Source organism: Paenibacillus sp. F024, assembly GCF_057814255.1.
Genome location: NZ_JBVASZ010000008.1, coordinates 1 through 25,878 on the forward strand (window position 1 = coordinate 1; position 25,878 = coordinate 25,878).

Sequence of the window (25,878 nt, forward strand, 5' to 3'; positions counted from 1 at the left end):
CAATTCGGACGCCTCCATGTGCAAGGTTTTTCGCGGGTAAGTCCCTGTTTTCCTTGCACTTGAATTCGACAAAAGAGGTCCTAAACCCTTGTGGCTGTCGGACTTTTGATTCGTTCAGCAAGCCCTATTATAAACTTTCAGGCTTACCTTTTAATCCTCAGTCCTTTCATTATATAAAAGGGTATCGGCCGGTTATTGCTGCAATAAAAAAGCCGGCTTTCTGCATTCAGAAAGCCGGCTTTTCCTTCATTCCTTTTGATTCAAAATAGCCATCGTCTTTTCCCATGCCACTCTGGCTACTTCCTTGGGATCCGAATCCCAATATTCTTCATTAAAGATCTCAACCGCATAATCGCGATCATATTTTTTCTCTTTAAGCACACTCAAAATATCCTGCAAAGGAATAACGCCTTCACCCGGATATAATCGGTGCTTGGCACCGATCAAATTCTGAAGGGGGATGTCCATAGCATCATTCACATGAACGAGGAATATCTTTTCGATTGGAACCAACTTCAAATCGTCCAGGCTTGAACCGCCCCGATAGTAGTGAAAAGCATCCACAAGAATGCCGCCATTGAACATGTCCGCTTCGGCAACGACTTCCCAAGCGGTCTTCACATCGCTCACTTTAGGCACATGTCCTATGAATTCCAAACAAACCTCAAGATTGTACTCCGCGGCGCGGCGGCAAATTTCCTCGAAATTTTTCACTGTAGTTTTCAAATCGCCTTCCGGGCTCATGACGGGGAAAATCATCATCGGATTCTGGATAAACCCGGCAAGCTGGAACAAGTCATCGAGCAGCCGGTTCAAATTTGAATCCAGCTTAGCATGCCACCCGTAATATTCCGATTCAGGGACGAATGCAGGAATCCTCAAGCCGGACTCACGAATTAAATCCTGCAAGAGTCTAACATCCCCACCCCGTTCGACAAATTCTTTAATGTCATTGCCGCGCAGCTCTACGCCTTGATATCCCGATCCTTTGGCGATGGATAACTTGTCTTCGACCAGTGCATTTTTTATCGTAATGGTATCAAGACATATACCCTTTGACATGAAAATGAACACCTTCTATTCGAAATCGTCGATTTTCGGACTGATACAGCTTCGTTTGTTGGCAATGGCCCCTTCCGGCTTTTCAACTTTCCCGTCTAGCAGCGGATCGTTCGTTTTCTGCATCCACGTCTTCAGCCGATCCGATAAATCGCGATAGACCTCCAAATAGCGTTCATTCCCCATCAAATTGATTCTCTCGACCGGATCCAGATATAAATCAAAAAGCATCTCACGATCTCGTGATCCCTCCAAGAAACCGCTCTCCAGCAAAAAATCTTTGCTTAAACAATCATCAATATTTGCCGGGACAAAGCCTTCATGAGAATCAAAAAATTTAATCAGCTTGTAGCGCTCTGTCCTTATCCCTCTCACCGGCTCATAAGCGGCATGATAAGTAACCTCGGCAAAAATCTCATTCCTGACGGATGATGATTTCCCTTCCAAGAGGGGCATCAAGGATGTACCCTGCAGCCACGATGGCCTATCTAACGACAAGTACTCGCAAAGGGTTGGGAACAGGTCAATGTGGGAAACCAATGAATCCATGGCTTCTCCCTTGCGTATATTCCCTGGGAATTTAAGAATAAGTGAGATACCTATACCGGTATCGTATAAATTGCATTTCATTTGGGGAAAAGCAATTCCGTGATCCGTAGTAAAAATGATAAAGGTATCGTCCTCATGCCCCGATTCCTTAATCGCGTCCAATACGATTCCGACGCAGCGATCGACTACACGCACTGACGTGATATATCCGGCCATGTCCTCCCGATTTTGAGCATTATCATAGAATGGAAATGGGGGAGTCACATAGTTGGGATTAACGTCCGGATCGATCTCCGGAAAATCTCGATGGGTGTTAAACATTCCGAACGAGAGAAAGAAGGGCTTATCTTTTTGCTGCTTGACGTACTTTGCCGCTTGTACCGCGTTCGCCATATCGCTTGCGACGGAATCCGTTTCAAAATCGGCCATATCAAAATTTGAATTGCCTAAAATAAGATCATATCCGAGCATTTCCGGGTCAGATGCTTCATGTTGAATACCGCACAAAGTCGTTTCAAATCCGTTGCGTCCCAAAAACTGAACCAGATGTTGACTGTAGTCCTTTAATTGAAATCCGCGGTGTGCCAATCCTGTCATGCCGGCGGAATGCGGCGACATTCCGGTCAATAGAGCGGAACGGCTCGGGGAACACGTCGGAGCGGCGCAGTACGCATGCCGGAAGAGTGTTCCTTCCTGAGCCAATTGCATTAAATTTGGTGTTTGTACGGAGTACCCGTAGGGTTCGATATATCTTCCGGTATCATGTGTATGCATATAGACAATGTTCACATGGCTACTTCCTTTCATCTCCTGATGGGCGTTGAACAAGACTCTCTGATAATTAACTCCGGAGACAACCGGATGACCTTGGCATCCTCCATCATCTCATCATTAATTCTCTGCACCAGCAACGATATCGCTTCTGCTCCCATTCGATAGCCCGGTTGCACAACAGTAGACAATGGGGGATCAAGAAAATCGACCCAAGGAGTATATTCATAGCTGACCACCGAGATATCTCGCGGGATTTTTTTGTTCAATCGTCTTAGCCCTGCAAGAATTTCCATTGTTAATAGAATACTGGTGGAAAAAATGGCCGTAGGCGGTTCAGCTAGCGCGAAAAGTTCCGCCAACGCCTTTTCTGCCGTTGTTTTTTCATCGCATATTTTGATCAATTCTTCGTTGACGGGAAAATTTTTTTCCAGTAAAGCTTGCTTGTACCCTTTGAGCCTGTCAATACGGGGACTGAAGCTTTTCATCGGATAGGACAGAAGGCCGATCCGCTGGTGCCCATTCTCGAACAAATGACGCATGACCATGCCTGCACCCAACAGATTATCGTTGACGACAGCATCCGTCTGAATATTCTCATACGTCCGATCAAGCAAAATAAAAGGGAAATTTTCCTTTTTTAACTGTTGAATCAATTCAGCATTCGTTCCCGTACCGTGAATGATAATGCCGTCGACCATTTTGTTGCGCAGCATTAAAATGTTTTCCTTTTCCAGCTCGGGATCGTCGTTTAAGTTCGTCGTGATCATCAAGGAGAAGCCTTTTTTCATCCCCTCCTGTTGTGCACCATGAAGAACCTCCGCCCAGAACGGATGCGATAGGTTCGAAAGCATTAGGCCGATCACTTTCGTTTTTTTGGTTTTCAGGCTTTGGGCCAAAGCATTGGGAGTAAAATTCAACTCTTCGATAGCGCTGGTTATTTTGTTTTTCATCGCTTCGGACATATAAATAAAGTTGCCGTTCAAAAAACGGGAAACGGAGCTTTTAGACACACCAGCTTTTTTGGCCACTTCATCAATTGTAATCATTTGGCATTACCCTTTTCTGCTAATTAGTACACCGGTGATAAACCTGCTGCTAATTACAATATACCATATTATCACCATCATTTTCCCTATAACAGGTTATCGTCATGCCCATGGTCTTTCGCTGTTTTATAAATCGTTTCTACGATCTCAAGGCCTCTTAATCCATCATAGCCGCTTGGCGATGCTTCCGAATCGTTCAAAAGAGCTTCCACGAAGGATACATGCTGATCCAGGCCGAAGGGACTGTACGGCAGCTCGGGCACGAGCCAGCTTTTATCCTCGCCGAACTTATCGGAATAGATCATCAGAGGACCTTTACCGCTGCGGAGAATGATTGAACCTTCGGTCCCGAAAATTTCCATGGAAAACCGGTCTACGGAAGAACGATGGCTCCAAGTGATTTCATGCGTAACCAAACTTTTATTTTTCGTATTATACACAACCACTGCGTGGTCTTCATTCGTAGGATGAATGGTCTCGCCCTTTAAGACGACTTCCTTTCTAACCTGCCCGACTTTGGCAAAAAGGACTTCTTCAATTTCCCCAAGCAAGTAACGGATGATATCGATGCCGTGAACTCCCGCCTCGATTACGACTCCTCCGCCGATGAGGTCCTTGTTATAGTACCAATTTGTCAACGTTGCGGTTGCCCCCGGGGCATTATGCATACGGGCCATTTCCACTTTTCCAATATATCCGTTTTCGATGTAGTAACGGGCTTTTTGTACTTCCGGAAGAAAGCGGTGCATGAAGCTGATAAACAATTTCACGTTGTTGTCTTCGCAGGCCTTGATCATTTCGCGGCATTCGTCAGCATTCTTCGCCATCGGTTTCTGGCAGAAGATGTGCTTTCCGTAACCGGCAGCAAGCTTAACCAATTCCATATGGGTGAAATTGGGGGTTAGGATGAGAACGGCATTAATTTCCTTTACCTTCAATAAATCTTCTGCCTCGGAAAATACCATGTCATCCTCAAGGTCCAACAGCTGTGCCGTTTCTTTGGCCAGCTTCTCCGAATTGTCAGCTACCGCGATAACCTCAGCTTTCTCGATTTGCTTCAATGCAGGAATATGATACAGCTTGGCAATGGCGCCGCAGCCGATAATTCCGATTCTGACTTTATCCAACAACCTGCTCACCTCTTGCCACTCTATAGATTTCTTCCGCGATCTCTATGCCGCGCAATCCGTCGTACCCGCTGGGATTGGGCTCCGTGTCATTGGCAATCATATCGATAAAGGATTGGTGCTGCGTGGCACCGAAAGGCGAATAAGGCAGTTCCGGGACAAGCCAGTCGCTGTCTTTTCCGAACTTTTCCGATTGAATTGCTAGTGGTCCCATGGCTCCCCTGAGCAGGATTGAGCCTTCGCTGCCGTATAATTCCATGGAGAAGCGGTCGACTGGCGAACGATGGTTCCAGGACATTTCGTGGTTGACCAAGCAGCCATTTTCCGTTTTGTAAATCGCAATGGCATGATCCTCATTGGTCGGGACAATCACTTCATCCTTGAGAACAACTTTTTCCCTTAATGTATCGACTTTAGCGAAAAGAACCTCCTCCACATCTCCGACCAACAACCTTGTAATATCAATGCCATGGACTCCGATATCAAGAACGGCTCCACCTCCGACCAATTCTTTGTCGTAGAACCACTTGCTTAAGGTTGAAGTGGCACCTGGCGCATTGCGTATGCGAGCCATCTCTACCTTACCAATATACCCTCCCTTAATATATTTCAAGGCTGCCTGAACTTCAGGCAAATATCGATGCATATAGCTTGCGAACAACTTCACGTTCGCCGCTTCGCAAGCTGCAATCATTTCCTTGGCTTCAACCACATTACGTGCCATCGGTTTCTGAATAAACACGTGCTTTTTGTAGGAAGCCGCCAGCTTCACCAGTTCCAAATGCGTGAAGTTCGGAGTCAGAATCAACACGCCGTCAATCTCATCGATCTTCAACAAATCTTCAGCATTCGTATAGATCTTGTCTTCCGCAACGTTTAAGATACCGGCCACCTTTTGAGCCATTTCAATTCGATTGTCCGATACCGCGAGCACTTCCATGTTCGTTAAATGTTTAAAGGAAGGGACGTGATATTGCTGGGAAATGGCCCCGCAACCGATAATCCCTAGTTTTACTGTACTGCTCATAGACTCGCTCCTCTCTAGAAATACACGATTTTACCCAGATGTGCGGATTCATAAGCTTTCAGGATCATTTCCAGTGCATTTTTGCCGTCTTCAAGACTTGAAGGGAATTCTTTGCCGGACACAAGACATTCGACAAAGGTTCTGGCCACAATCTCATGCGTATGCTTGAAGTTGATCGGAAGCTTCGGATACCACCAGCCTCGTTCCGGCTTGCGGTTGCTGAATACCTGCAGCGGTAAACTGGTTTCCCCCATGACTGCTGTGGAAGCCGAGTCGGTAAACTGTTGAATGATCGTGCCCTCGTTGCCGAAAATTTCCGTCGTATTCGTGCCCGCCTGGAAAGTCCAAGAGGATTGCAGTATCCCGATGATTCCGCCTTTGAATCGGTAGATAGCAACGCCGTTATCGTCAACCGGAATATCGGTGGAAATCGTATCAATGACCGCCGTGACGCTTTCCGGTCTGCCAAAAAGCCAGTACAGAAAATCAGCGGCATGAACACCTTCATCAAGAAATGCCCCTCCGCCGTTTTGTTTCGGATCGGTAAACCATTTCAAATCGTCAGGTATCGGTTTTTTCACAGCCCAGCCGATGCCATGTCTTTTGCGAACCGAACTGATCTTACCGATCGTCCCTTCATCCAATAATTGTTTAATTGTAGAGTTGGAAGGGTCCAGTCTCATCGGAAACGCCTGCATGTACCGTACGCCGGATTGGCTTACCGCTTTAATCATCTCATCGCATTCTTCCAAAGAGACTGCCATCGGTTTCTCACAAAGAACATGAATGCCGGCTTTGGCCGCTTTTACAGTCAACTCGGCATGCTGATCGTTCTCCGAGCAAATTCCGACCGCATCGATCACATTAGGGTCGAGCAAAGCATCTATATTTTCAAAGTGCTTAACTTTGAATTTTTCAGCCCAAGCTTTTCCTCTGTCTGGATTGAGATCCCAAATTCCTGCAACTTCTGCGCTATCGAGCATTTTCCATGCCTTTACCCAAAGGTCTGCATGCGGATGGGCAACTCCCAGCATCGCTATTCTTATTTTGTTCATCAGATTCACTCATCCTTTGTCGTTGTTGTTAGATGGCCTGCTTGCTTAATCTTTCTACTTCATCCTTCAGATAGCCCCATATTTTATCGTAGTAAGCGGCGAACTCGGCGGTTGCCCGGTAGTTGATTCTCGGATATGGAAGGTTGATATCGATGATATCCAGGATTTGTCCCGGCCGACCGCTCATAATCACCACTTTGCTGGATAAAAACACAGCCTCTTCTATACTGTGCGTAACGGAAACGAAGGTTTTCCGTTCCTTCACAGGCTTATCCTCTCCCCAAACCTTAAGCAGTTCCTCCTGCAATACATTTCGGGTTTGCGGATCAATAGCCGACAGAGGTTCATCCAGCAAAAGAACAGAGGGATCGTTGGCGAGGGCTCTGGCCAAAGCGCAGCGCTGCCTCATACCGCCCGAAAGCTGATGGGGAAGCTTGTTTTCAAAGCCTGTCAGTCCCATAAGCTTGATGAGCGGAGTAACGATCGCTTTTCTTTGCTCCACATCCACTTTTCTAACTTTTAGCCCGAATTCGATATTTTTATAAACGCTTTTCCAAGGAAACAAAGCATAATCCTGAAACAGCATGCCGCGTTGGTGGTGGGGGCCTTTCACTACAGTACCCCGAAATTGGACGAAGCCTGTTGATGCCGTCTCCAATCCCGCAATCATGCGCAATATCGTGGACTTACCGCATCCGCTGGGGCCGACAATGGAAATAAACTCGCCCTCTTGAATATCTAGATTGATGTTATTCAGCGCCAACGTTTCGGTGCCGTCACTGCTAAAAAAAGTTTTCGTCACGTCTTTAACCGATACGATCGATTCCATAGAATCACCCTCTACCACTTAAGAAATATTTTTTTCAGGCCTTGAATGATCTGATCGAAGATCAATGCCAGGAAGCCTACAATCAACATCGTCGCTGCAATTAGACTGATATCCGGCTCATTATAATAAAGGATAAACATCAGCTGGCCGAGTCCGTTGGATCCGATTTGTCCGGATTGAGAGGCCAAGGATAATTCCGCAGCAACAATAGCTGCCCAAGCCGTGGACATTGCGATTCGAGAACCGACCAGCATTTCGTGCAGCGTTACCGGGATATACACATGAAAAATCAAATCTTTTCGCTTGGCCCCGAGGATGCTGCCTGCTTCCAAATAGGAGACCGGTACATTCCGTATTCCAGAGATGATCTGAACGACCACCGGAAAGAAGGCTGCATAAGCCACAATAAACACAGAGGAAGCGTCCCCGCCCTTAAACCAAAATATCGAGAGGGGAATCCAGGCAATGGGCGCCATATAGCGAAGCATGTCAATCATGGGCTCAAACCAATCTGCTATCCTTTTGGACATCCCTACAGCGATACCGATGGGTACGGCAAGTACCATGGCAATGAAAAAGCCGGTTACTACACGTCCGGTACTCAGATAAATGTTTTTGAACATCTGATAGTCTTCAAGAAGCTTTGGATAAGAAGCAAGGATTTTCACCGGGCTATACCAAACATCCTCCCCCCATGTTAAAAGGACCCAGCCTCCCAAGATGAGAGCAAGAAGCCACCAGTTATTCAGTTGTTTGCTGAAATTCCCCTTTTTGGGGTTCTTCGAGACAATCTTGGCGATAGCTTCCACTTTATTTCTCCTTTCCTATCCAAGGAGTTTTCATCTTGATTAATTTCTTGATGGTAAAATCGATAATGAAACCTAAGAAGGCAATGGCAAACATAAGAAAGATGATGCCGTCTGTATTGGTCATTTTCCTTTGAGAATCGATCAAATAACCGAGGCCGCTTGTCGTTCCGATCATTTCGGCTGCGATAATCGACATCCAACCAAGACCCAATGCGACCCGAATACCCATAAACATCCCAGGCATCGAGCCGGGAATAATCACATTCAGCAGCAAATCCGTTTTACGTGCTCCCAAAACCTGAGCAGCATCTACATAGCTTTTTTTTATGGAGTAAACACTGGCCGTCGTATTCACGATGATCGGAAATACCGATGCGTAAAAGATGATGAACACGGCCAGGTTATTCCCTATTCCAAAAAGAGCAAGCCCGATCGGAAGCCAAGCGATTGCCGAAATCGGCCGGAATAGTTCTATGATGACATATAATGATTTTTTGGCCGGATTCCATAGTCCCATTAGCAACCCGATCGGGATACCTATGACGATAGCTGCAAACAGAGCGGACATGAAGCGGATAAAGCTTACAACGATGCTTTCAAGGGCTGCGCCCTGTTTGATCAAGGCGACCCCTTTTTCAAAGACTTGAACCGGCGAGGGTAAAACGATAGGGTTATGGACCCATAATGAGATGACGAACCATATCCCGATGAACAGCAAAATCGACTGTGAAAACGAAATAAACGGCGAAAGTACGGATGCATTTCGTCTCATGGTGTACTCCTTTCCAATGCCCCTGTTCAAGCTGCAGGAAAAGGGATTATTTCCCCCACTTGTCCATCTCCCAAACCGGAAGCCCACGAATATCCTGATCTTTCTTCAAAAAATCTTCTTCCTTATAAGTTGTGCTCTTCATCATGTCGTAAGCTTTTTTGATCGCCGGCACCGCAGGTTTCATGTTCTCTTTAATTTGTTCGGTGCTCCAATCCTTATCGACCATACCTAGTTCTTTCATCGTTTTCATTGAAGACTCCATACCCTTCACATCGCCTTCGGTCAACCAGACGAAAGGACGGGCCCAGGCCGTCTCAATGACTTTCGCTCCTGTTGCCGCCTCCATATTCCAACCTTTCGGACCCTCAACCAATTTCGCCATATCGATCGGCTTTACATTCCCGGATTTCATCTGATCCGCCGTATATTGGGCGGCCATCAGAAAAGCAGTGACCAGATCCGGATATTTCTTCAGGAAATCAGTACGGGTTACAAGCAGCGAGCGATGGAAAGAGAACGCTTCAGGTGCATAAGGCGATTTGCTGAAAGCAGGCGCTTTTCCATCTCCTGAAGTATCTGATTTACCTTGATTTGTCGCCAACGCCTTTAATTTACCCTGGTTTTTGCCTAACAGATACTGCGGATAAAAGGTAGTGACAGCGTCGATACCCTTCGGAATATTAATCATTTGCGCAGCACTCGAAAGATTGACTACCTTGATACCGTATTCTTCAGGCTTTCCAGAACCGCCCAATGCAGCCTTTAGCACCTGTACCAGAAAGATATTAAGGTCTCCACCGATATAAGTACCTATCGTTTTGCCTTTCAAGTCTTCGATCTTGTTGATGGGAGAATCCTTCGGAACCGAAAGCGAAAATTCTGCGGCCCCCTCAGGAGCGCCAAGCAGCGTAATGCCCGCACCTTTTTGGATTGCCTGCGAGTTGGGTATCATGCCGGTATAGGCAAAATCAAGATTGCCTGCAATAAAGTGCTCAATTTGAGGCGGCGCGCCGGGATAGCTGTTAAAGACAACTTCAACGTTGTTATAACCGAATTCTTTTGCGTATTTTTCAATCAGCTTGTTTTCACGAACGTATTCAAGAAAATAACCGGCGGCTGCTCCAGGTATTTGCCCGACTTTAATCGTGATTTTCTCGTTATTTTGTCCAGGCGAGCCTGATTTGTCGGCGTTTTCAGAACCCTTCCCTGCGTTTGCCGTTTGCGTGTTATCGCTTCCATTTGGCGCGTTGTTGGAGCTGCAGGCGGTCAACATGACAAGTGCGGCCATCATGATCATCAAGATTTTAAATCCTTTTTTATACATGGATAGTCCCCCTAGGATAATGAGATCATTGAGTTTACTTGCTCACTGCTTGCGCTTGCTCTTGCAAAAGACCGGCAATCAAATCATGACTTTGCTTAACCTGTTGGAAAACATAATTCAAATCAGTCCATCCTTCCGTTCCATGGCATTTGATGTTATACCAGCCGTCAAATCCCATGGCTTCCACGTTGGCAATCATGGTTTTGAAATCCGTCTCTCCACCGCCGGGAAGCTGCTGTTCTCCGGTACCGAAAGCCCGATCACTGTCCGGATAATGGAAGCCTTTTTGGACATCCCAAAGATAGAGCATATTGGTTTTTGCAGCACCAACGGTTTGGATAACCTGCTCGGCGGTAAACCCCCTGGCCTGGGCGTGGGTAGGCGCCACGACATATTCCAAATGGGTATCGACGAGCGTCTTCGATAGCTTTAAAATTTGGTGAAGATGTTCGCCGTGGGTGTATACATGCGGAACCTCAAGTCCAAGCTTTACGCCATATTTTTTACAAAGCTCCAAAGATTGTTTCAGTCTGTCAATATACTGGTTGAAGGTTTCCGTTGAACTTCCGTAGGTGATCGCCTTTTCGTTCATTTTCATATGATCGGGCCAATCAACTGACGGAGACGGTTCCCAGATCACAAGAGGAATATTCAGTTCCGCAGCAAGCTTTATGCGTTCTTCTTTTTGCTCGTCTGTTGTTAAATAAATCGTCAATGAAACCGCTTTTAAGTTATTTTCGTCTAAAAGCTTTTGCACTTGCTTAGCTGACATTTTCTTAGGATCAACATGATCACAAAGCGAAGGACATGCCCACAGATCCACGTACTTGAAGCCTATCTCAGCAATTTTCTTTAATGCTTCTTCAACCGGATGCGAGGCAAAATGGTTTGATCCGCAAACTAATTTCATGATGGAAGCTCCTTTATTATTTTGTTACCGTTTTCTAAAACCGGTTTCTCAAACCGGTCTCTGAAATCGGTTTTATAAGTATATTATCACCTCTGTCAAAAATAATAAAGAGGGGAACCAGAAAAAAACTCCCATCTCTTCGAAAAAAAAAGGAAAGTCCTCTCTCCTTTGCTAAACCCGATTTGACGCGCCAATTGAAGGTTCGTTATAATAAAATTAACTATAAAGGGGAGTAGCCCAGAGGCAAAGTCGTCATTACGGGAGAGTGATTCTCCCCGGCTTTGCCGGCAGCGCAAGCTGTTGGCGAGACCTTTACCGTACGGTCCGGTGAAGGTCTTTTGTCATTGAGCGAAGCCGCAGCCGGATCGCGCAACCAGAAAGGAGAATGAACCATGTGGAAAAAAGGCACTGCCTTAATGGTTATCCTGCTCGCGGTGCTGTTGTCTGGCTGTGGCATTCTAAACGACATGAATCAGTCCGTCAATTATGTGAACGAAGCGACCGCCTACATCCATGAAGCCCGTACATTTGCCGAAGAGGTTAGCGCGCTTACCGAACAGATATTGACCGACGAAGAGGCACGAGCGCAATTATTGCAAAAGCTGGATGACATGAAACAGCGCATCCAGGATTTCAACGGCATCGAGCCTCCGAAGCTCGCTCTGCAAATTCATGAAAAGCTGGTCTCATACAACGAATCCCTGCTAAAAGAAATTAACGGCACCCTGGAGCAGCTTCAGTCGGGAGTATGGGATCCTCAGCTTCTGCAAATCAACGGCGTGTTGGAGACCGTCGGACAAATCACGAGCATTTTGGATCAGTTGAATCAGCTTGGATAGGCCTCCCATGCTTCTTGCATCTTTTTCCATTAATTGACGTATACCATATATGCGTCTAACTTAACAAGGAGATGATCCCATGATTGTTACCACCACGAACGGCATTGAAGGTCAAACGATTGTTCGTTATCTCGGATTAGTCAATGGGGAAGCTATTATGGGGGCCAATATCGTGCGCGATTTGTTCGCCTCCATCACCGATATTGTCGGCGGCCGTTCCGGAGCCTACGAAAGCAAGCTCAAGGAAGCGCGCGATATCGCCATTGAGGAAATGAAATCCCAAGCCGCACGAATGGGTGCCAACGCCGTTGTAGGCATTGACATCGATTATGAAGTGATTCGAGAAGGCATGTTAATGGTAGCGGTCAGCGGGACCGCGGTGTATACGGAATAGACCAAAGAACCTGGCGGCAGATCACCGCCGTCAGGTTCTTTTTCGGTTTCTACCTCAAGAGAGCTGAAGCTGCATTTGTGTTCAAGCTGTTCACCGCCCCCGTCTTCCCGCTGCAGTGCCGACCGTTCTGTTGTCCGCTGTCTTTGCATTCACAAACATATTGACCGCGAACAATATAATGCCAATAATGGCGACAACCCCTCCGATCGGAATGAGCGGCAGCGCCGCAAGCTGCGCGATTTCGAGATAAAGTCCGAGCACCATCACCGGCAGTCCGATATTATGCAGCCAGAAGTGCCACTGTCCTAACCGGCTTTCGCCCGCCGCGGGAAACAGACAGTAGATAATCCCTGATAAAGCGAGCGAGGCCCAGCCTAACAAATTGATATGCGCATGGACGCTGGAAAATTGGAATTGCTGCGTTATCCCGATATACATACCGAAGATGACCCCGATGACAAAATAAACCACAGCCACCCTGATCCAAATAAGTCCCTTCATCCTCTCTCATCCCTTCAATGATGATAACCTCTTACATAGCCATGCGTATGCTCCTTGACGGAAATTCATGAAGCATTTGTTTGCCGCTTTTCACAGGTTGGACATGAATAGAAATGAAAATAGCCCAAGTGGGTAGTTTTAGCACGTTATCCATCCATTTATAATTTATTTTGATCGTTGCTGGCTGTGCTCATAGAACGATCCGATTGAAAATGTATCGGGGGGATTATAACGTGTCAATGAAAGGATTTAAACGCTTGGCTGTGATGTCAACCATCATCATCGTTCCGCTTCTCTTATCCGCTTGCGGAGGTACGAAAGGCTCTGAGGAAGGAATGGGCTGGACACACAAAACTCCGGTAGAGCCGCATGCCGGAGAGTGGAAAGCCATAGAAATGAAGGATGGAAAAACCTTTAAGCTTGAGGCTCCGCCTGCCAATGATTCCGAGGTGACAAAAGCAGAGCTGGAAGAGTTGCATCAAATGACCAAGAATAGAACGGAAAAAGATATCGAGCTTATCCATTACTGGTCGGGGGCAACGGTAAGCCCATACGAGCGCTGGTTCGAGGTTACGGAAGCTATGATTAAAAAATACAAGCTGTCCCCGCCGGCGGCGTCCAGAGTCCACGCGCTGCTTTCCAGTGCATTCTACACCGCATCCACTGCAACATACGACGAGAAATATCATTATATGCGTCCAAGACCGACAGATTTGGATGCCACTATAAAGCTGCCTGAAGGCTTTAACGTGCCGGCACACCCTTCCTACCCTTCAGGCCATTCCGCTACAGGGGCGGCAGCGAGCACCATTTTATCTTATATTTTCCCTCATGAAGAGGCTACCTTCAAAAAAATGCTGGAAGAGTGCAGTACCTCCAGAATGAATGCCGGAATTCATTTTAAAAGCGATATTGTCGCAGGAGAAAAGCTGGGAGCGGAAGTAGCCAACGATATCATTGAAAAAGCAAAAGAAGATAAAACGGCTCCTCTACAGTTCATGGAGATGAGTCACGGTCCCTCAGGACATTAATTTAATCCGCACATAAGAGGCCGTCTAAAGCATTTTACCCTGCTTTAGACGGCCTTTTTGCCGGATTTACCGGAAATATTATTCATCGGAACGTCTACGATTGATCAATGACACGGGCTGTCAGCATCGCTTTGGCCACGCGGGCGCCGTTGTGGAAAATTTCAATATCAATTTTGCAAAAGCGCCGGCTTACTTCAATAACTGTCGGCATGATTTCAATAATGCTGTCGATTTGAACCGGCTTCAGAAAATAACCGGAGAAATTATCCAGGATGAGATCGCCTTTCTTATGCTCCTTGGCCGTTCGATAAGCTACCTGGGTCATAATGGTGGTCAGCACGCCCTCGGAAACCGTTCCAAGATGATTCGTCATTTGCGCCGTAATCGTCCCGCGGAAATACAGTCTTCCTTCGTCGTTTCTCCGATCCTCGAATCCCGACCAAATCAAATCCTCAAATGTCTCTCCGTTTTGAGGCTGCATCTGAATGTACTGCATCGCCTTCAACACTTCCTGACGGCTGATGACTCCGATCATTTTGCGGTTCGTATCGATCACCGGCAGAAGCTCGATGCCTTCCCACACCATGATATGCGCGGCCGAAGCGACGGAGGCTTGGGGATGCACCGTGATGGGATTGCGCGTCATAAGCCGGTCCACCGTCTGGTTCGGTTCAGCTCCGACCACATCCTTCGTCGTTATGATCCCGATGGGCCGATGCCACTCATCCACTACCGGAAACCGGTTATGCCCTGTCTCCTCCATCAGCTTTTCCATGTCCGCGACCGTGTTAAAGCTGCGCAGGGTGCTAACGGGAGTATCGGTGCGGATAATATCCTCCACCAGCATGATTTTTTTCTTAATCAGCCGGTCGTAGATGGCCCGGTTGATCATGGTCGCCACGGTAAACGTATCATAGCTGCTGCTGATCAGCGGCAGCTCGAGTTCATCCGCCAACCGCTTCACCTCGGGAGCCGTATCAAATCCTCCGGTAATGAGTACACCCGCCCCCTGCTCCAACGCACACATATGCGCCCTGTTGCGGTTGCCTACGAGCAATAAGCTTCCGGGCTCGATGTATCGCATCATTGCATCCTGCTGCATGGCGCCGATAACAAATTTGTGCAGGGTCTTTTCCAATCCTCCGGCCCCGCCCAGCACTTCGCCGTCCACCATGCTCACAACCTCCGCAAAGGTCAGCTTGTCAATATTTTGCCGCTGCTTACGATCTACCCTGACGGTTCCGGTACGCTCCTTTGTACTGACGAGCCCCTGATTTTCCGCTTCCTTGATGGCGCGATATGCGGTTCCTTCGCTGACCTCAAGCACCTGGGCGATTTTACGTACCGAGATTCGCGTCCCCACACTCAGCTCGCTAATATATCGGATAATCTGCTCATGCTTGGTGAGCAGCTCCTGCGGATCTTCGCTCACGTCCGAAACACCCCTTTGCAAACTGTAACATTCTGTTTTTCAACTATTATATAATAGATGTGTAAAAAAAACAGCACGAACTGTAAGCTTCTTCCCGGTATATTTTCCACATGAAGGTCCTCAGAATGGGAAAAGCCCGCGGCGTTCTCTCACCTCAGGCCAATAAGTCCCTCTAATATTCAACTTTATCGGAAGCGCCCTTCCATGCGTCGAAGGGCGCATGATATCCTTCCGGCGTCAGACGATGCATGGGCAGTCCCCGCCGTTCAATCGGCTTTTCCAGCTCCTCGTAGATGAATTGATCGTCGAACCGAATTGCCGCGGCTTCTTCTTTCGTGCCGACGTAATAGACCGCCTTCGGCCTCGCCCAATACATCGCGCCGATGCACATCGGACACGGCTCGCAGCTCGTGTAAATTTCACAATCCGTCAGTTGATACGCGCCCAGCTTGCGGCACGCCTCCCGAATCGCCTGAACCTCCGCATGGGCGGTAGGATCGTTCGAGGTCGTGACCGCGTTCACCCCCGTCGCAATCACCTGTCCGTCCTTGACGATGACGGCTCCGAAGGGGCCGCCGCCTCCCTTCATCACATTGTTCAACGCGAGCGCGACCGCTTGCTCCATATACTGATGCCGCTTATCCGTACTCATTCAAGTTCCCCTTCCCCTTGGCTTGAGGTGATGCAATCGCCATGTCATTTTTATATACACTATAGTTTTATGATCCTTTTGACACAACTATAATTACATTCCTGTATCCCGCTGCTGCTCTTCGCCGAAGAACGTATCTTGTGGCAGCAGAACCCATTTGTCCCCTAACCAGGTTGAAATTCAAAACCAGATCGGATCCGTATGACCGTTTACCGCTTTTGTCTTCCACTGGCCCTCCAGCCCGCTGATCTTCACCACCTGCGGAGTCAAAACGGCAACGGGCGGCTGTGTGAAATCCGGAGTATTGTATACTTCTGTCATCTCCGTTAATGTCGCTTTTGCCGGCATGGATGCAGGCTGAGTGGCGGAAACGGGAGCCGCAGCCAGCATCGAACATAAAACCAGCATGCCGGATGCGGCAGATAGGAATCGTCCCATGCATTTCCCTCCAAGTTGGAAAAATGATTTAACTTATAGACATGATCCGCCTCCAAATGTTACACGGAATCCATCTGTAATTTTTGGAATCCGCAATAAAATCACACAGAAATAAAAAAATGTCCTTGGGTTGCACTGACGCGAACCGGAAGGACAGGAGCTATTTTTCGGCATAAGCAATGGTCTTAAAACCTCATTAGTCGAGTTCTTGTGAAATTTCTTTGTGGTGCTCCTGATACCAAACCTCATCGAACAAATTTTCATGCTTGGCATGCTTCTTCGGCTGCATCGGATGAAGCTTCGCCAATATGTTTTCCAATTCGCCGATCGTCACCGGTTGTGCATGCCTCATTAACTCGTATCCGAGATGGCCGCTCATTTCAATGGTCGCGCTTTTTACATCAGAGAAGGAAGAGATGCCTTTTTCTCTTAGTCTTGTTTCGAGCTGGTCTACGGTCATTCGCAATTTCTTTAAATTGTTCGTCAGGATTTTCCCATCCTGAATGACGAGGGTGGCTTTCCCCATAAACCACTTTTCAACCCAATTGAATTTTACTCCTAGATACTGGATCGCCATTAAGATGCCAACAAAAATCGTTAGTATAACGATCGTTTTCCATAATCCTTCTCCTGAAATCGCATGGCCTATGACCGACGCTATCGATAAAAGCGTAATGAGTTCCAGACCCGTCATTTCCGATACGGCTTTTTTGCCGGCAATCCTGATCAAACCAAAGCTTACCAATAAAACGATTGAAGCCTCCAACATAAAGTGCATATTCGTTTGGTATCCTCCCAAGGCTGAAGCAAAGAATCCTGTTTCGGTTCCTACCGTTGTTCTGAACATAATCTTCCCCAAAAATATCCTTTTCATGATGGAATGTTGGGAGAAAAAAGGAGCCCTCCGATATGATGAAAGGAGAGCCCTTATTGTCCTAATCAAACAAAAATGACTTACAATTTGACGATTTTGCCGGTCTCTTGAGATTCGAAAGCTCCCAGAATGACTTCCAATGATTTCAGACCCTCTTCTCCGGAAATGCTCGGAGCGGTCTCCGTAATCAGGCAGTCTACAAATACGTCGATCACACCGCTGCTTGTCTGCTTTTCATTCGTTGCCATGGCCCCCACCTTATAGCGTTCTACCGTGCCGTCGCGCAGCTCGACAATCACCTGATCCTCCGGATGCGTACCGACCTTCATAACACCATGCTCACACCATAATACCGTGCTGTTGTCTTCGCCTTTGTAATACGTCCAGCTGGCCGTCAATGTCCCGATTGCACCGCTTTTCATCCGCAGCACGCAGGTAGCGTTGTCATCGACAGCCGTGCCCTCTTTGTGCAGCGTATCGATGAACGCAGCCACCTCCGCCACTTCGTCTTCCAGAAAGTAGCGGATCAAATCGGATTTATGTACTCCAAGGTCGCCCATCGCTCCCATGATCGCCTCATCTTTGCGGAAAAACCAGCTGTCTCTCCCGTCCACACTCCATCTTTCCGGACCCGGATGACCAAAGGACGTACGGAAGGTCAGCACCTTGCCGAGCTTGCCCGACTGAAGAATTTCCTTCGCCTTTCTATGCGGGGGCATGAGCCTTTGATTGTGCCCGACCATCAAATAAACGTGGTTCTTCCGGGCCGCCTCAATCATGGCCTGCGCTTCTTCTGCGGATGCCGCTATCGGCTTTTCCACCAATACATGAGCGCCTGCGTTCGCTGCGGCTATTGCCGCCGGGGCATGCAAAATATTTGGCGTACAGACGCTGACTGCATCCGGCTTGACCTCCCGCAGCATTTCTTCATAATCGGCGAACGCTTGAGCGGAATACGGCTCCGCGCACATTTGCGCACGGTCCAGTACCGGATCGCAAAAAGCGACCAGCTCCACATGAGGATTCACCGCATACTCCGGAATATGTCTTCGTTGGGCAATCGCGCCGCAACCGATCACAGCCACTCTGATTTTTTTCATGAGCTTCAGTCTCCTTCTATTCTTTTATAACCGGGACAAATAATTCTCACGCAGCCACTGCATGCTGATCTCTATACTTTCCAGAGACGGATTATGACATCGGTCCTGTTCAACGATCAGCCACTCCACACCGGCATTCGATGCGGCTTGAACAGCCTCGGGCAGATGTATAATTCCTCTTCCGAGCTCCAGCGTATCAATCGTGCCGTCTTCGGCATGGCGAAAATCCTTCAAATGCAGCAGCGGAAGGCGTCCCGCATATTTAGCGATATACGCAAGGGGGTCCTGCCCGATAAATTGTACCCACCCCAAATCCATTTCCACCTTTGCCAAAGCCGGCGGCAGCGCATCATACAATGCATCGAATACGAACTGCTCCCCTACTTTTTCTTCAAACTCAAAAGCGTGGTTATGATAAGCGAACTGCAGACCATGCTTTTGCACCTCCAGAGCGACCTTTTCAAAAAAAGCAAAATGCCGCTTCCAATCTTTTCGATCCTCCGGAGGAATAACAGGACACACGATATATTTAGCTCCGATGGTTTTCAAATAGACGATTTCATTTTCCAGATTGTCTTGGAGAAGATGATACCTTACATGGCTGCCGATCGCTGTCAGATTCAACTCTTGAAGCAAGCTCTTCATCTCTTCGGCAGGAATGTCGCCGTAGCCGGCAAACTCTACTCCTTCATACCCCAGCTCAGCCACTTTGCGAAGCACGCTGCGAAAATCTTTGGCCGTTTCGTTCCGGACCGTAAACATTTGTAAGCCGATACTCATTCTTTTCAATTGAATCTCTCCTTCTCCGATGGAATTGCCATTATTTCACCGCTCCTCCGGTCAAGCCCGTTACGATTTTTTCCTGGGCCATAAAATACACCATCAGGATCGGCAAGCTGGCTAAAGTCAAAGCTGCCATTAACGCCGGAACATTCACCGTTAATTCTCCGTAAAATTTCTGCATTCCGAGCGGCAGCGTCATGTTATCCGGGCTCGAAATCAGGACCAGAGCGAAAATAAACTCCGTCCAAATATGAATGAAATTGTAGATTACAATCGTTGCTAAAGCAGGAGTAAGCATCGGCAGAATAATGTTCCAGAAAATCCGCATATGACTGCAGCCATCGATTTCTGCCGCTTCTTCAACCTCCCGCGGAAGCTCCGACATGAACTGGGTCAAGATAAAGACCGAAATCGGCAAGCTAAACGCAACATAAGGACCGATTAAAGCCGGAAGAGAATCGCTCAAACCGGCATTACGGGTCAATATGAAAATCGGGATCAACGTAGAATGAATAGGAAGCATCATGCCCGACACCAGCAAGAGGAACACCGGCTTATTTAAGCGGAATTTCAATCGGCTCAGCGGATAGCTCGCCAAGGATGCGATCAATACGGTCAGCACCACCGAGACCGATGTAACGATAACACTGTTGAAAAAATACGTGGTAAGCCCTTGTTTAAACGCCAGAGCATAGTTAGAGAATTGAATCGATGTGAACAAAGAAAACGGATCCATAAAAAATTGTTCCTGCGTTTTGAAGGAGGTTGCAACCATATACAGGAACGGGTATCCCGTAAAGATCAGCAGCACAATGGCAAGTGCATACTGGGGAATACTTTTGATTGCCGCCGTCATGACATCGCCCCCTTCTTCTTACGTCTGGCATCCATGACTTGGATAATTCCCGCTGCTATGAACGCCAGCAGGAACATCATAAACGCCACCGCACTGCCATACCCCATATCAAAATGAATAAACGCCTGTTTGTACATGTAGGTGCCGAGCAGCTCCGTACTGTTATTCGGTCCCCCGCCCGTCATAATATAGAAGATATCGAACGCTTTTAACGACCCGACAATGGCCAACGTGGATGAAGTCACGACCGTGGGCAGCAGCAGCGGAAACGTAATATGCCAAAACCGTTCAAACGCGCTAGCTCCGTCTATGCTTGCCGCCTCATATAAATCCTCTGAAATCCCGACGATCGCCGCTTTGAACAAAATCATGTAAAAGGGCGCGTACTGCCAAACAATAACCAATAAAATGGCGCTCATCGCCGTTTTCTCTTCGCTGAGCCAGGCCACGTATTCGAAGCCAAACAGACCGATCAGCCGATTGACCGCACCATTCAACGGATCAAACATGAATATCCACAGCATGCCTATGGCTACCGTCGACATTAAAAACGGCATAAAGTAAACCGTTTGAAATAACCGCTTGCCCCGGATGGGAGCAAACAAAATCAATGCCATAATCAAACCCAAAGGAATCTGAAGAAAGACCGAAGTGAAAATGACTTTAACGTTATTCAAAAGAGACCGCCAAAAAACCGGATCTGAAAAAAGAACCGCATAGTTTTGGAGACCGATAAAGGCTTTATCCGCTCCGCCCTTCCATTGGTAAAGACTATATTGAGCCGTACCAAAAATGGGATATAAGATATAAATGCAATAAACAATCAGTGCCGGCGCAAGAAATAAGCAAATGGTCAGCCTTTTATCAAACTGTTTCTTTCGACCCTGACTCAGCATTTTCGCTGCAGGACGAGCATATTCTGTTTTTTGCAAGTGCCTCACATCCTTCCTCCACCGTATGAGAAGAAAGGGGAGAGCATTCTCCCCGCCGAGCTTATTTCAAGATTTGCTTCGCTTTTTCTTCCATTCTTTTCGCCGCTTCTTCCGGAGTGATCGACAATCCGAACAAGGCCTGGGTCGTATCCTTATGCAGCTCGGCCAATTCCGGCGGCAGCGTTTGGTCATATGGCCAGAACATCGCTTTGGCGTTTGCCGCCATATCAGCCAAACGTTTGGCATATGCGTCTTTGTAGGTTACTCCGTTAACCGCCACAGGGGAAGCCGTACGATCCGAATACGCTTGTGCGGTTTCCAGGCTGGTCAATTCTTTAATTAATTCGATCGCCAAATCCGGATTGGCCGACTTCTTGGATACGGACCATACCGGAGCCGATGCGGCTTGAAGGTTGCCCGGATCGCCTTTGCCTCCCGGTAACGTCGGGAACGGGAAGAAGTCCAGTTTTTGCTCAAAGCCCGGCGCTTCCGCCCGCATGTTATTTACGAACGCATTGGACATCAGCATGATGGCTGCTTGCCCCGTGTACATCAGCTGGCGTCCTTGACCCGCATCGTAGGCAATGCCGTTGAAGCCTTTGTTAAACGCTTCGCGTTTGGAAAGCTCTTGAATGTACTGACCTGCTTTTACGTAACCCGGATCGTCAAAGCCGCGCCCCTGTCGAGTAAAAGCACTGGTGAACAGCTCCGGACCTTCCGCGCGGTCAGCCAGATACATCAAGTAGTAAGCGCCCGGCCACTTGGGCTGGTTAGCCAGAGCGATCGGGATGACTTTATTTTGCTTCAGCGTATCGACGGCATTCAAAAGCTCTTCCCAAGTAGCAGGAGCTTTTATATTATGCTTGGCAAAGATTTCTTTGTTGTACCAAAACACGGACAGGGAAAGCCCCAAAGGAAGTCCGTATACTTTATTATCAAAGGTGGCATTAGCTAAAACCTGTTGATTATAATGGCTGGATTCGAATTTCCCTGTAATTTCCAATACGTTGTCTTGGCCGACAAACTCCTTCAGCCATCCGCCGCCCCACGAATGGAATACATCAGGCGGGTTGCCTCCGGCCATCGCCACGGCAAACTTTTGTTTATAGGTGTCGTTTGGCGTTTGCAGCGTTTTGACCTCCACATCAGGATGCTTCTTCTTGAAACGCTCCACCGCTTCCAAATATACTTTTTCTTTCTCACCGGGATCAATATACCAAAATTCTAATGTTTTCTTGCCTCCGTTATTCCCTGCTCCGGCAGTCTTGGTGTCCGATGATGCTCCGGGTGCGCTTCCTTGCTGGTTGGTTGGTGTTGTGGAACTGCTGCAAGCCGCCAAAACGAGAGATAAGGCACTTACCATGGCTATTGTTTTTTTCATTCTAAACCCTCCTGATCTTGGTTATGAAGGATAAGACAACACCGGCATTTGGAGCTAAGCTTCAATATTGGGAGCGTTTCATCACCACCTTCAAGAAATATGATTTTGTAATCGATTACAAAATGAACTTTCATTAGTTGTAATCGATTACATTTTGTTTAACTGAACATGTCCTTAAGCGGATACGTACCCTTTTTATTTTTGTAATCGATTACAAACGTTTCAAATGAGAGCCGCAGGATTCCCTGATAACTAGCTCGTCATGAAGAATCACATGATTGCTGTTTAAGGGCTCCCCCTTAATTATGCTGATCAGCATCTCAATTGAAATTCTTCCCAAATCTTCTTTCGGCTGTGCCATTGTCGTTAGAGGCGGTTCACAGATCGATGCCATCTTGATGTCGTCAAATCCGATGACTGCAAATTCACTCGGAGTAGATATTCCCAGCTTTCTGGCCGCTTTGATAGCCCCAATGGCCATTTCATCGCTCGCCGCTACCAATGCTGTAGGAGGGTTCGATGAAGCCACCAGTTGTAATGTCAAATCATAACCGGATTGAAGATAAAAATCCCCTTCATAAACCAGCGAAGCATCGACAGTCAATTCATGGGCTGCCATGGCGGAAAAGTAGCCTTCGCGCCGCTCCTTGCTCAAGGAAAGCCCGAGAGGACCGGATAAATAAGCGATTCTGCGGTGACCCAATTGGATGAGGTGTTCGGTTGCCATCTGTGAGCTTAAGCGGTTGTTGTTGATTACAAAAGGAATATTCGCAGGTATCTCTTGGTGCCCTACAATTACAACCGGGTGATTGTCTATTACATTTTGTATTGCCGAGGGATGCATACGAGGATACAAAAGAATTACGCCGTCAACCAGTTTTTGCTGCAAAAAATGCAAATACTTTTCTTCCATCTCTGGAGAAGTATGCGTATCTCCCAGCAGGACCTGGTAGCCTTTCTCAAACGCCGCATTCTGAATCGATTTTAAGATATACGAAAAAAACGTATTCATAATATTGGGGATCACGACCAAAATACTGTTGGTTTGCAGCTTCCTCAAATTGCGAGCCAAAATATTCGGTTGGTAATTCAGCTCTTCAATAGCCCGATATACCTTCTCGCGATTTTTCGGGGATACCTTCTCCGGATTGGTATAGACGCGCGAGACCGTCGCGACGGATAACTTGCATTTCTTAGCCACATCATCCATCGTCACCTTTCGCATCCGAACTCCCCCTTCTATCTCTATATGCTGCTAAGTAGAATGTAATCCATTACATTTCATTGTATACGCTTACAAAGATTCTAATATACATTTACTTGCCTGTCAATACATCATTTGGATCTTTAGCATTTAATCCCCGGGAAACGCCTTTCTATGCATTGGATGAATTCACCATACGAATCCCGCAATTCGGTTATCGTTATAAGTTCGGGCGTATTAGCGATCTCTTCCGGCGAATGGTTGTTAAGAATGCTGTCAAGACCGTTATAGTTAAACTTTAAATCCTTATACGTTTGATCCAGCTTCTCCAGCACAACTCCAATTAAGGTTTGATATTGTTCCATATTTTTCTCTCCCGCGTTTTTAACTCATTGTATCATAACGCTTTATAATTACAACAAAGCCGCGAACCCGCTTCCCATCAAGGAAACGCCCGCGGCTGTGTCATGGGTTACCGGCTTGCGACAAGCTTCCTGATTCTGGATTCGATGTCGCTTTCCTTCATCTCTCCGATAAAGATATCCTCAATGATGCCTTCCGAATTGATGTAAAAGGTCGTCGGATAAGAAACCACTCTGTATTGCTTTCGCACCTCATCCTGATCCATCAGAATGGGGAACGTGATGCTGTAACGGTCCAGGAAGGATCTAACGGTGATCGGGCTTTCATTCAGATTCAAGCCCAGAACAACGACACCGTCGTTTTTCCACTTCTCATGCTGTCTTTCCAGTGCCGGCATTTCATTGACACATGGAGGGCAAAATGTACCCCAAAAATTAACGACAACACCGGAGCCCTTGAAATCAGATAATTTGTAGACTTTACCATCCAACCCCTGCAGTGAAAAATCCGGAGCAGCATGGCCGACCTTCACGGACTGATCGTCTTTCTTGAATACACCGGCTCCTATGGTATAGACCCCGGCCAGCAATGCAACAGCGAGAATCATAAACTGTATCCATTTTCTGTTTTTCAACGCATGCGTCCCCCCATATGTGAAACACCTCACTACAAATTGTAGTATTAATGTCCCCGTCATGTCAATTCAGCCATAAAATTGTAAAAACTCCAAAGCTTGAACACGCGTCACGAAAAAAGGACGCTTTCAATAAAAAGCGTCCTTCCGTCCATGCTTTACGGTTGTACAGCATCAAGACATCAAATCGAATCACCGGGAATAATTTTGTAGTTTAATAGAGGGATGCTAGGATAGTCCGTCTGTTCGATTTGACTGACCAAGCTCTCCACGGCCTTTACCCCAAACTCCTCTACCGCATATTCCACTGTAGTCAGGGCCGGAGTCACGTATTTTAATACGTCAATATGATCGAAGCCCATCAAGCCCACATCCTGAGGCACTCGTAGGCCCTTCGATTTCAAGTGGTTCATCACTTCCAGAGCATAAATATCGCAGGAACACAAAATGGCTGTTTTCTCGGGGCCCTTCAAGTCGATTTGATCCAAAGCGCTTAAGAAGTCTTTCTCTTGTATAACGATAGGCTCGTTTCCCGGATGGAGCTCCGATAAGCCTTCCATGCATCCGAAAAGCCGCTCCTCCTGCGTATAAATGTTCGAGACGCTGCGATAAGCAAGCGGAGGGCATATAAATATATATTTTCTGTAGTTTCTTTCCCAAATATAATGAACGGCATCCTTCATCGCCTGGCGGTCATTAATGCCGATATACTGCCAATCATCCGACAAACGGTTAAAGATGGTGACGACCGGAATGTCCAGGCTTTTTAAATACTGGTTAAATTCCTCCCCTTTGTTTACAGTAAAAAGAATGATGCCGTCTACTTTACGGCTGACCAGATGCTCAATACAACGCTTTTCATTTTCTTTATCTTTCTCCGTAAGCACCAAATGGACATAATAACCCAACTCTCTGGACTTGAGCTCAATAGCATTCATGAGCTGGGCAAAGGAACGGTTATACAGATCAAACAGGACGACACCCAGCGTCATCGTTCTCCCCATTGCCAGACTTCGCGCCATAAGGTCAGGCTGATAATTCAACTTTTTGACCATTCGCAAAATTTTCTTTTTCGTTCTTTCGCTAATGCCGGGACGATTATTTAATGCACGGTCGACTGTACCCGGAGATACACCGCACATGTTTGCAATATCTTTAATAGTTACGCCCATAAAACCTCCAA

28 protein-coding genes are annotated in these 25,878 nt (G+C 47.2%); 3 read left to right on the forward strand and 25 right to left on the reverse strand.

The window, feature by feature from the left end; genetic code table 11:
* Nucleotides 1-246: 246 nt before the first annotated feature.
* The 11 genes from ACZYR9_RS10290 to ACZYR9_RS10340 all read right to left on the reverse strand — a co-directional run bounded on the left by ACZYR9_RS10290 (nt 247) and on the right by ACZYR9_RS10340 (nt 11,281).
* Entirely contained in the window at nt 247-1,062 is an 816-nt protein-coding gene (locus tag ACZYR9_RS10290) for a sugar phosphate isomerase/epimerase family protein (protein WP_488978393.1), read from the reverse strand.
* A 15-nt stretch (nt 1,063-1,077) separates the two neighbouring features.
* Nucleotides 1,078-2,397 (reverse strand): sulfatase family protein, encoded by a 1,320-nt coding sequence (locus ACZYR9_RS10295; RefSeq protein ID WP_488978394.1) that lies wholly within the window; start codon nt 2,395-2,397, stop codon nt 1,078-1,080.
* 14 nt (nt 2,398-2,411) lie between these two features.
* Nucleotides 2,412-3,428: a LacI family DNA-binding transcriptional regulator gene (locus ACZYR9_RS10300; RefSeq protein WP_488978395.1), complete on the reverse strand. Its 1,017-nt coding sequence runs from the start codon at nt 3,426-3,428 to the stop codon at nt 2,412-2,414.
* Between the two features lie 86 nt (nt 3,429-3,514).
* Complete coding sequence (locus ACZYR9_RS10305) at nt 3,515-4,555, reverse strand: Gfo/Idh/MocA family protein (RefSeq protein ID WP_488978396.1); 1,041 nt, start codon at nt 4,553-4,555, stop codon at nt 3,515-3,517.
* Nucleotides 4,548-5,582, reverse strand: a complete 1,035-nt coding sequence (locus tag ACZYR9_RS10310) for a Gfo/Idh/MocA family protein (RefSeq protein WP_488978397.1) — start codon at nt 5,580-5,582, stop codon at nt 4,548-4,550. Before ACZYR9_RS10310 ends, ACZYR9_RS10305 begins: the two co-directional genes overlap by 8 nt.
* A gap of 14 nt (nt 5,583-5,596) precedes the next feature.
* Entirely contained in the window at nt 5,597-6,637 is a 1,041-nt protein-coding gene (locus tag ACZYR9_RS10315; RefSeq protein WP_488978398.1) for a Gfo/Idh/MocA family protein, read from the reverse strand.
* 28 nt (nt 6,638-6,665) lie between these two features.
* Nucleotides 6,666-7,466 carry an ABC transporter ATP-binding protein gene (locus ACZYR9_RS10320; protein ID WP_488978399.1) on the reverse strand — a complete coding sequence of 267 codons (801 nt, stop codon included), beginning with the start codon at nt 7,464-7,466 and terminating at the stop codon, nt 6,666-6,668.
* An 11-nt stretch (nt 7,467-7,477) separates the two neighbouring features.
* Nucleotides 7,478-8,275, reverse strand: a complete 798-nt coding sequence (locus ACZYR9_RS10325) for an ABC transporter permease (protein WP_488978400.1) — start codon at nt 8,273-8,275, stop codon at nt 7,478-7,480.
* 1 nt (nt 8,276) lies between these two features.
* Nucleotides 8,277-9,047, reverse strand: a complete 771-nt coding sequence (locus ACZYR9_RS10330; RefSeq protein WP_488978401.1) for an ABC transporter permease — start codon at nt 9,045-9,047, stop codon at nt 8,277-8,279.
* Between the two features lie 46 nt (nt 9,048-9,093).
* Nucleotides 9,094-10,371, reverse strand: coding sequence for an ABC transporter substrate-binding protein (locus tag ACZYR9_RS10335; RefSeq protein WP_488978402.1), 1,278 nt, complete (start codon nt 10,369-10,371; stop codon nt 9,094-9,096).
* A 34-nt stretch (nt 10,372-10,405) separates the two neighbouring features.
* Nucleotides 10,406-11,281 carry a sugar phosphate isomerase/epimerase family protein gene (locus ACZYR9_RS10340; protein WP_488978403.1) on the reverse strand — a complete coding sequence of 292 codons (876 nt, stop codon included), beginning with the start codon at nt 11,279-11,281 and terminating at the stop codon, nt 10,406-10,408.
* 392 nt (nt 11,282-11,673) lie between these two features.
* Here ACZYR9_RS10340 and ACZYR9_RS10345 point away from each other — a divergent pair, with 392 nt between their 5' ends.
* Nucleotides 11,674-12,120, forward strand: coding sequence for a DUF6376 family protein (locus ACZYR9_RS10345; protein WP_488978404.1), 447 nt, complete (start codon nt 11,674-11,676; stop codon nt 12,118-12,120).
* 79 nt (nt 12,121-12,199) lie between these two features.
* Entirely contained in the window at nt 12,200-12,514 is a 315-nt protein-coding gene (locus ACZYR9_RS10350; RefSeq protein ID WP_488978405.1) for a YbjQ family protein, read from the forward strand.
* Nucleotides 12,515-12,604: 90 nt separating this feature from the next.
* Here the strand turns inward: ACZYR9_RS10350 and ACZYR9_RS10355 are convergent, their stop codons facing one another.
* Nucleotides 12,605-13,015 (reverse strand): cytochrome-c oxidase, encoded by a 411-nt coding sequence (locus tag ACZYR9_RS10355; protein ID WP_488978406.1) that lies wholly within the window; start codon nt 13,013-13,015, stop codon nt 12,605-12,607.
* 239 nt (nt 13,016-13,254) lie between these two features.
* Here ACZYR9_RS10355 and ACZYR9_RS10360 point away from each other — a divergent pair, with 239 nt between their 5' ends.
* Nucleotides 13,255-14,046, forward strand: coding sequence for a phosphatase PAP2 family protein (locus tag ACZYR9_RS10360; RefSeq protein ID WP_488978569.1), 792 nt, complete (start codon nt 13,255-13,257; stop codon nt 14,044-14,046).
* Nucleotides 14,047-14,140: 94 nt separating this feature from the next.
* On the opposite strand, the gene ACZYR9_RS10365 is transcribed toward ACZYR9_RS10360, so the two are convergent.
* The 13 genes from ACZYR9_RS10365 to ACZYR9_RS10425 form a co-directional block, all read right to left on the reverse strand.
* Entirely contained in the window at nt 14,141-15,478 is a 1,338-nt protein-coding gene (locus tag ACZYR9_RS10365; RefSeq protein ID WP_488978407.1) for a DRTGG domain-containing protein, read from the reverse strand.
* 172 nt (nt 15,479-15,650) lie between these two features.
* The gene (locus ACZYR9_RS10370; protein WP_488978408.1) at nt 15,651-16,130 is read right to left on the reverse strand and encodes a nucleoside deaminase; all 480 of its coding nucleotides are present in this window, start codon (nt 16,128-16,130) and stop codon (nt 15,651-15,653) included.
* Between the two features lie 180 nt (nt 16,131-16,310).
* A complete protein-coding gene (locus ACZYR9_RS10375; protein ID WP_488978409.1) occupies nt 16,311-16,568 on the reverse strand; it encodes a hypothetical protein in 258 nt (85 codons plus the stop codon).
* A 196-nt stretch (nt 16,569-16,764) separates the two neighbouring features.
* Nucleotides 16,765-17,346: a DUF421 domain-containing protein gene (locus ACZYR9_RS10380; RefSeq protein ID WP_488978410.1), complete on the reverse strand. Its 582-nt coding sequence runs from the start codon at nt 17,344-17,346 to the stop codon at nt 16,765-16,767.
* 176 nt (nt 17,347-17,522) lie between these two features.
* Nucleotides 17,523-18,542, reverse strand: a complete 1,020-nt coding sequence (locus ACZYR9_RS10385; protein WP_488978411.1) for a Gfo/Idh/MocA family protein — start codon at nt 18,540-18,542, stop codon at nt 17,523-17,525.
* Between the two features lie 24 nt (nt 18,543-18,566).
* The gene (locus tag ACZYR9_RS10390) at nt 18,567-19,331 is read right to left on the reverse strand and encodes a sugar phosphate isomerase/epimerase family protein (protein WP_488978412.1); all 765 of its coding nucleotides are present in this window, start codon (nt 19,329-19,331) and stop codon (nt 18,567-18,569) included.
* A 31-nt stretch (nt 19,332-19,362) separates the two neighbouring features.
* Nucleotides 19,363-20,181, reverse strand: coding sequence for a carbohydrate ABC transporter permease (locus ACZYR9_RS10395; RefSeq protein ID WP_488978413.1), 819 nt, complete (start codon nt 20,179-20,181; stop codon nt 19,363-19,365).
* Entirely contained in the window at nt 20,178-21,113 is a 936-nt protein-coding gene (locus tag ACZYR9_RS10400) for a carbohydrate ABC transporter permease (protein WP_488978414.1), read from the reverse strand. Before ACZYR9_RS10400 ends, ACZYR9_RS10395 begins: the two co-directional genes overlap by 4 nt.
* A gap of 61 nt (nt 21,114-21,174) precedes the next feature.
* Nucleotides 21,175-22,494: an extracellular solute-binding protein gene (locus ACZYR9_RS10405; protein WP_488978415.1), complete on the reverse strand. Its 1,320-nt coding sequence runs from the start codon at nt 22,492-22,494 to the stop codon at nt 21,175-21,177.
* 211 nt (nt 22,495-22,705) lie between these two features.
* A complete protein-coding gene (locus ACZYR9_RS10410) occupies nt 22,706-23,719 on the reverse strand; it encodes a LacI family DNA-binding transcriptional regulator (protein WP_488978416.1) in 1,014 nt (337 codons plus the stop codon).
* 122 nt (nt 23,720-23,841) lie between these two features.
* Nucleotides 23,842-24,063, reverse strand: coding sequence for a hypothetical protein (locus tag ACZYR9_RS10415; RefSeq protein ID WP_488978417.1), 222 nt, complete (start codon nt 24,061-24,063; stop codon nt 23,842-23,844).
* 107 nt (nt 24,064-24,170) lie between these two features.
* Nucleotides 24,171-24,695 (reverse strand): thiol-disulfide oxidoreductase ResA, encoded by a 525-nt coding sequence (gene resA, locus ACZYR9_RS10420; RefSeq protein ID WP_488978418.1) that lies wholly within the window; start codon nt 24,693-24,695, stop codon nt 24,171-24,173.
* A 182-nt stretch (nt 24,696-24,877) separates the two neighbouring features.
* Nucleotides 24,878-25,867 carry a LacI family DNA-binding transcriptional regulator gene (locus ACZYR9_RS10425; protein ID WP_488978419.1) on the reverse strand — a complete coding sequence of 330 codons (990 nt, stop codon included), beginning with the start codon at nt 25,865-25,867 and terminating at the stop codon, nt 24,878-24,880.
* Nucleotides 25,868-25,878 lie beyond the last annotated feature (11 nt).

Excerpts from the sequence above, each read along its gene's own strand:
- ACZYR9_RS10405 (WP_488978415.1), bottom strand. The coding sequence starts at position 22,494 with ATGAAAAAAACAATAGCCATGGTAAGTGCCTTATCTCTCGTTTTGGCG.
- ACZYR9_RS10310 (WP_488978397.1), bottom strand. The coding sequence starts at position 5,582 with ATGAGCAGTACAGTAAAACTAGGGATTATCGGTTGCGGGGCCATTTCC.
- ACZYR9_RS10320 (WP_488978399.1), bottom strand. The coding sequence starts at position 7,466 with ATGGAATCGATCGTATCGGTTAAAGACGTGACGAAAACTTTTTTTAGC.
- ACZYR9_RS10410 (WP_488978416.1), bottom strand. The coding sequence starts at position 23,719 with ATGCGAAAGGTGACGATGGATGATGTGGCTAAGAAATGCAAGTTATCC.
- ACZYR9_RS10340 (WP_488978403.1), bottom strand. The coding sequence starts at position 11,281 with ATGAAATTAGTTTGCGGATCAAACCATTTTGCCTCGCATCCGGTTGAA.
- ACZYR9_RS10335 (WP_488978402.1), bottom strand. The coding sequence starts at position 10,371 with ATGTATAAAAAAGGATTTAAAATCTTGATGATCATGATGGCCGCACTT.
- ACZYR9_RS10385 (WP_488978411.1), bottom strand. The coding sequence starts at position 18,542 with ATGAAAAAAATCAGAGTGGCTGTGATCGGTTGCGGCGCGATTGCCCAA.
- ACZYR9_RS10350 (WP_488978405.1), top strand. The coding sequence starts at position 12,200 with ATGATTGTTACCACCACGAACGGCATTGAAGGTCAAACGATTGTTCGT.
- ACZYR9_RS10425 (WP_488978419.1), bottom strand. The coding sequence starts at position 25,867 with ATGGGCGTAACTATTAAAGATATTGCAAACATGTGCGGTGTATCTCCG.
- ACZYR9_RS10395 (WP_488978413.1), bottom strand. The coding sequence starts at position 20,181 with ATGACGGCGGCAATCAAAAGTATTCCCCAGTATGCACTTGCCATTGTG.
- ACZYR9_RS10375 (WP_488978409.1), bottom strand. The coding sequence starts at position 16,568 with ATGGGACGATTCCTATCTGCCGCATCCGGCATGCTGGTTTTATGTTCG.
- ACZYR9_RS10300 (WP_488978395.1), bottom strand. The coding sequence starts at position 3,428 with ATGATTACAATTGATGAAGTGGCCAAAAAAGCTGGTGTGTCTAAAAGC.
- ACZYR9_RS10370 (WP_488978408.1), bottom strand. The coding sequence starts at position 16,130 with ATGAGTACGGATAAGCGGCATCAGTATATGGAGCAAGCGGTCGCGCTC.
- ACZYR9_RS10355 (WP_488978406.1), bottom strand. The coding sequence starts at position 13,015 with ATGAAGGGACTTATTTGGATCAGGGTGGCTGTGGTTTATTTTGTCATC.
- ACZYR9_RS10290 (WP_488978393.1), bottom strand. The coding sequence starts at position 1,062 with ATGTCAAAGGGTATATGTCTTGATACCATTACGATAAAAAATGCACTG.
- ACZYR9_RS10330 (WP_488978401.1), bottom strand. The coding sequence starts at position 9,047 with ATGAGACGAAATGCATCCGTACTTTCGCCGTTTATTTCGTTTTCACAG.
- ACZYR9_RS10345 (WP_488978404.1), top strand. The coding sequence starts at position 11,674 with ATGTGGAAAAAAGGCACTGCCTTAATGGTTATCCTGCTCGCGGTGCTG.
- ACZYR9_RS10415 (WP_488978417.1), bottom strand. The coding sequence starts at position 24,063 with ATGGAACAATATCAAACCTTAATTGGAGTTGTGCTGGAGAAGCTGGAT.
- ACZYR9_RS10360 (WP_488978569.1), top strand. The coding sequence starts at position 13,255 with ATGAAAGGATTTAAACGCTTGGCTGTGATGTCAACCATCATCATCGTT.
- ACZYR9_RS10315 (WP_488978398.1), bottom strand. The coding sequence starts at position 6,637 with ATGAACAAAATAAGAATAGCGATGCTGGGAGTTGCCCATCCGCATGCA.
- ACZYR9_RS10380 (WP_488978410.1), bottom strand. The coding sequence starts at position 17,346 with ATGCACTTTATGTTGGAGGCTTCAATCGTTTTATTGGTAAGCTTTGGT.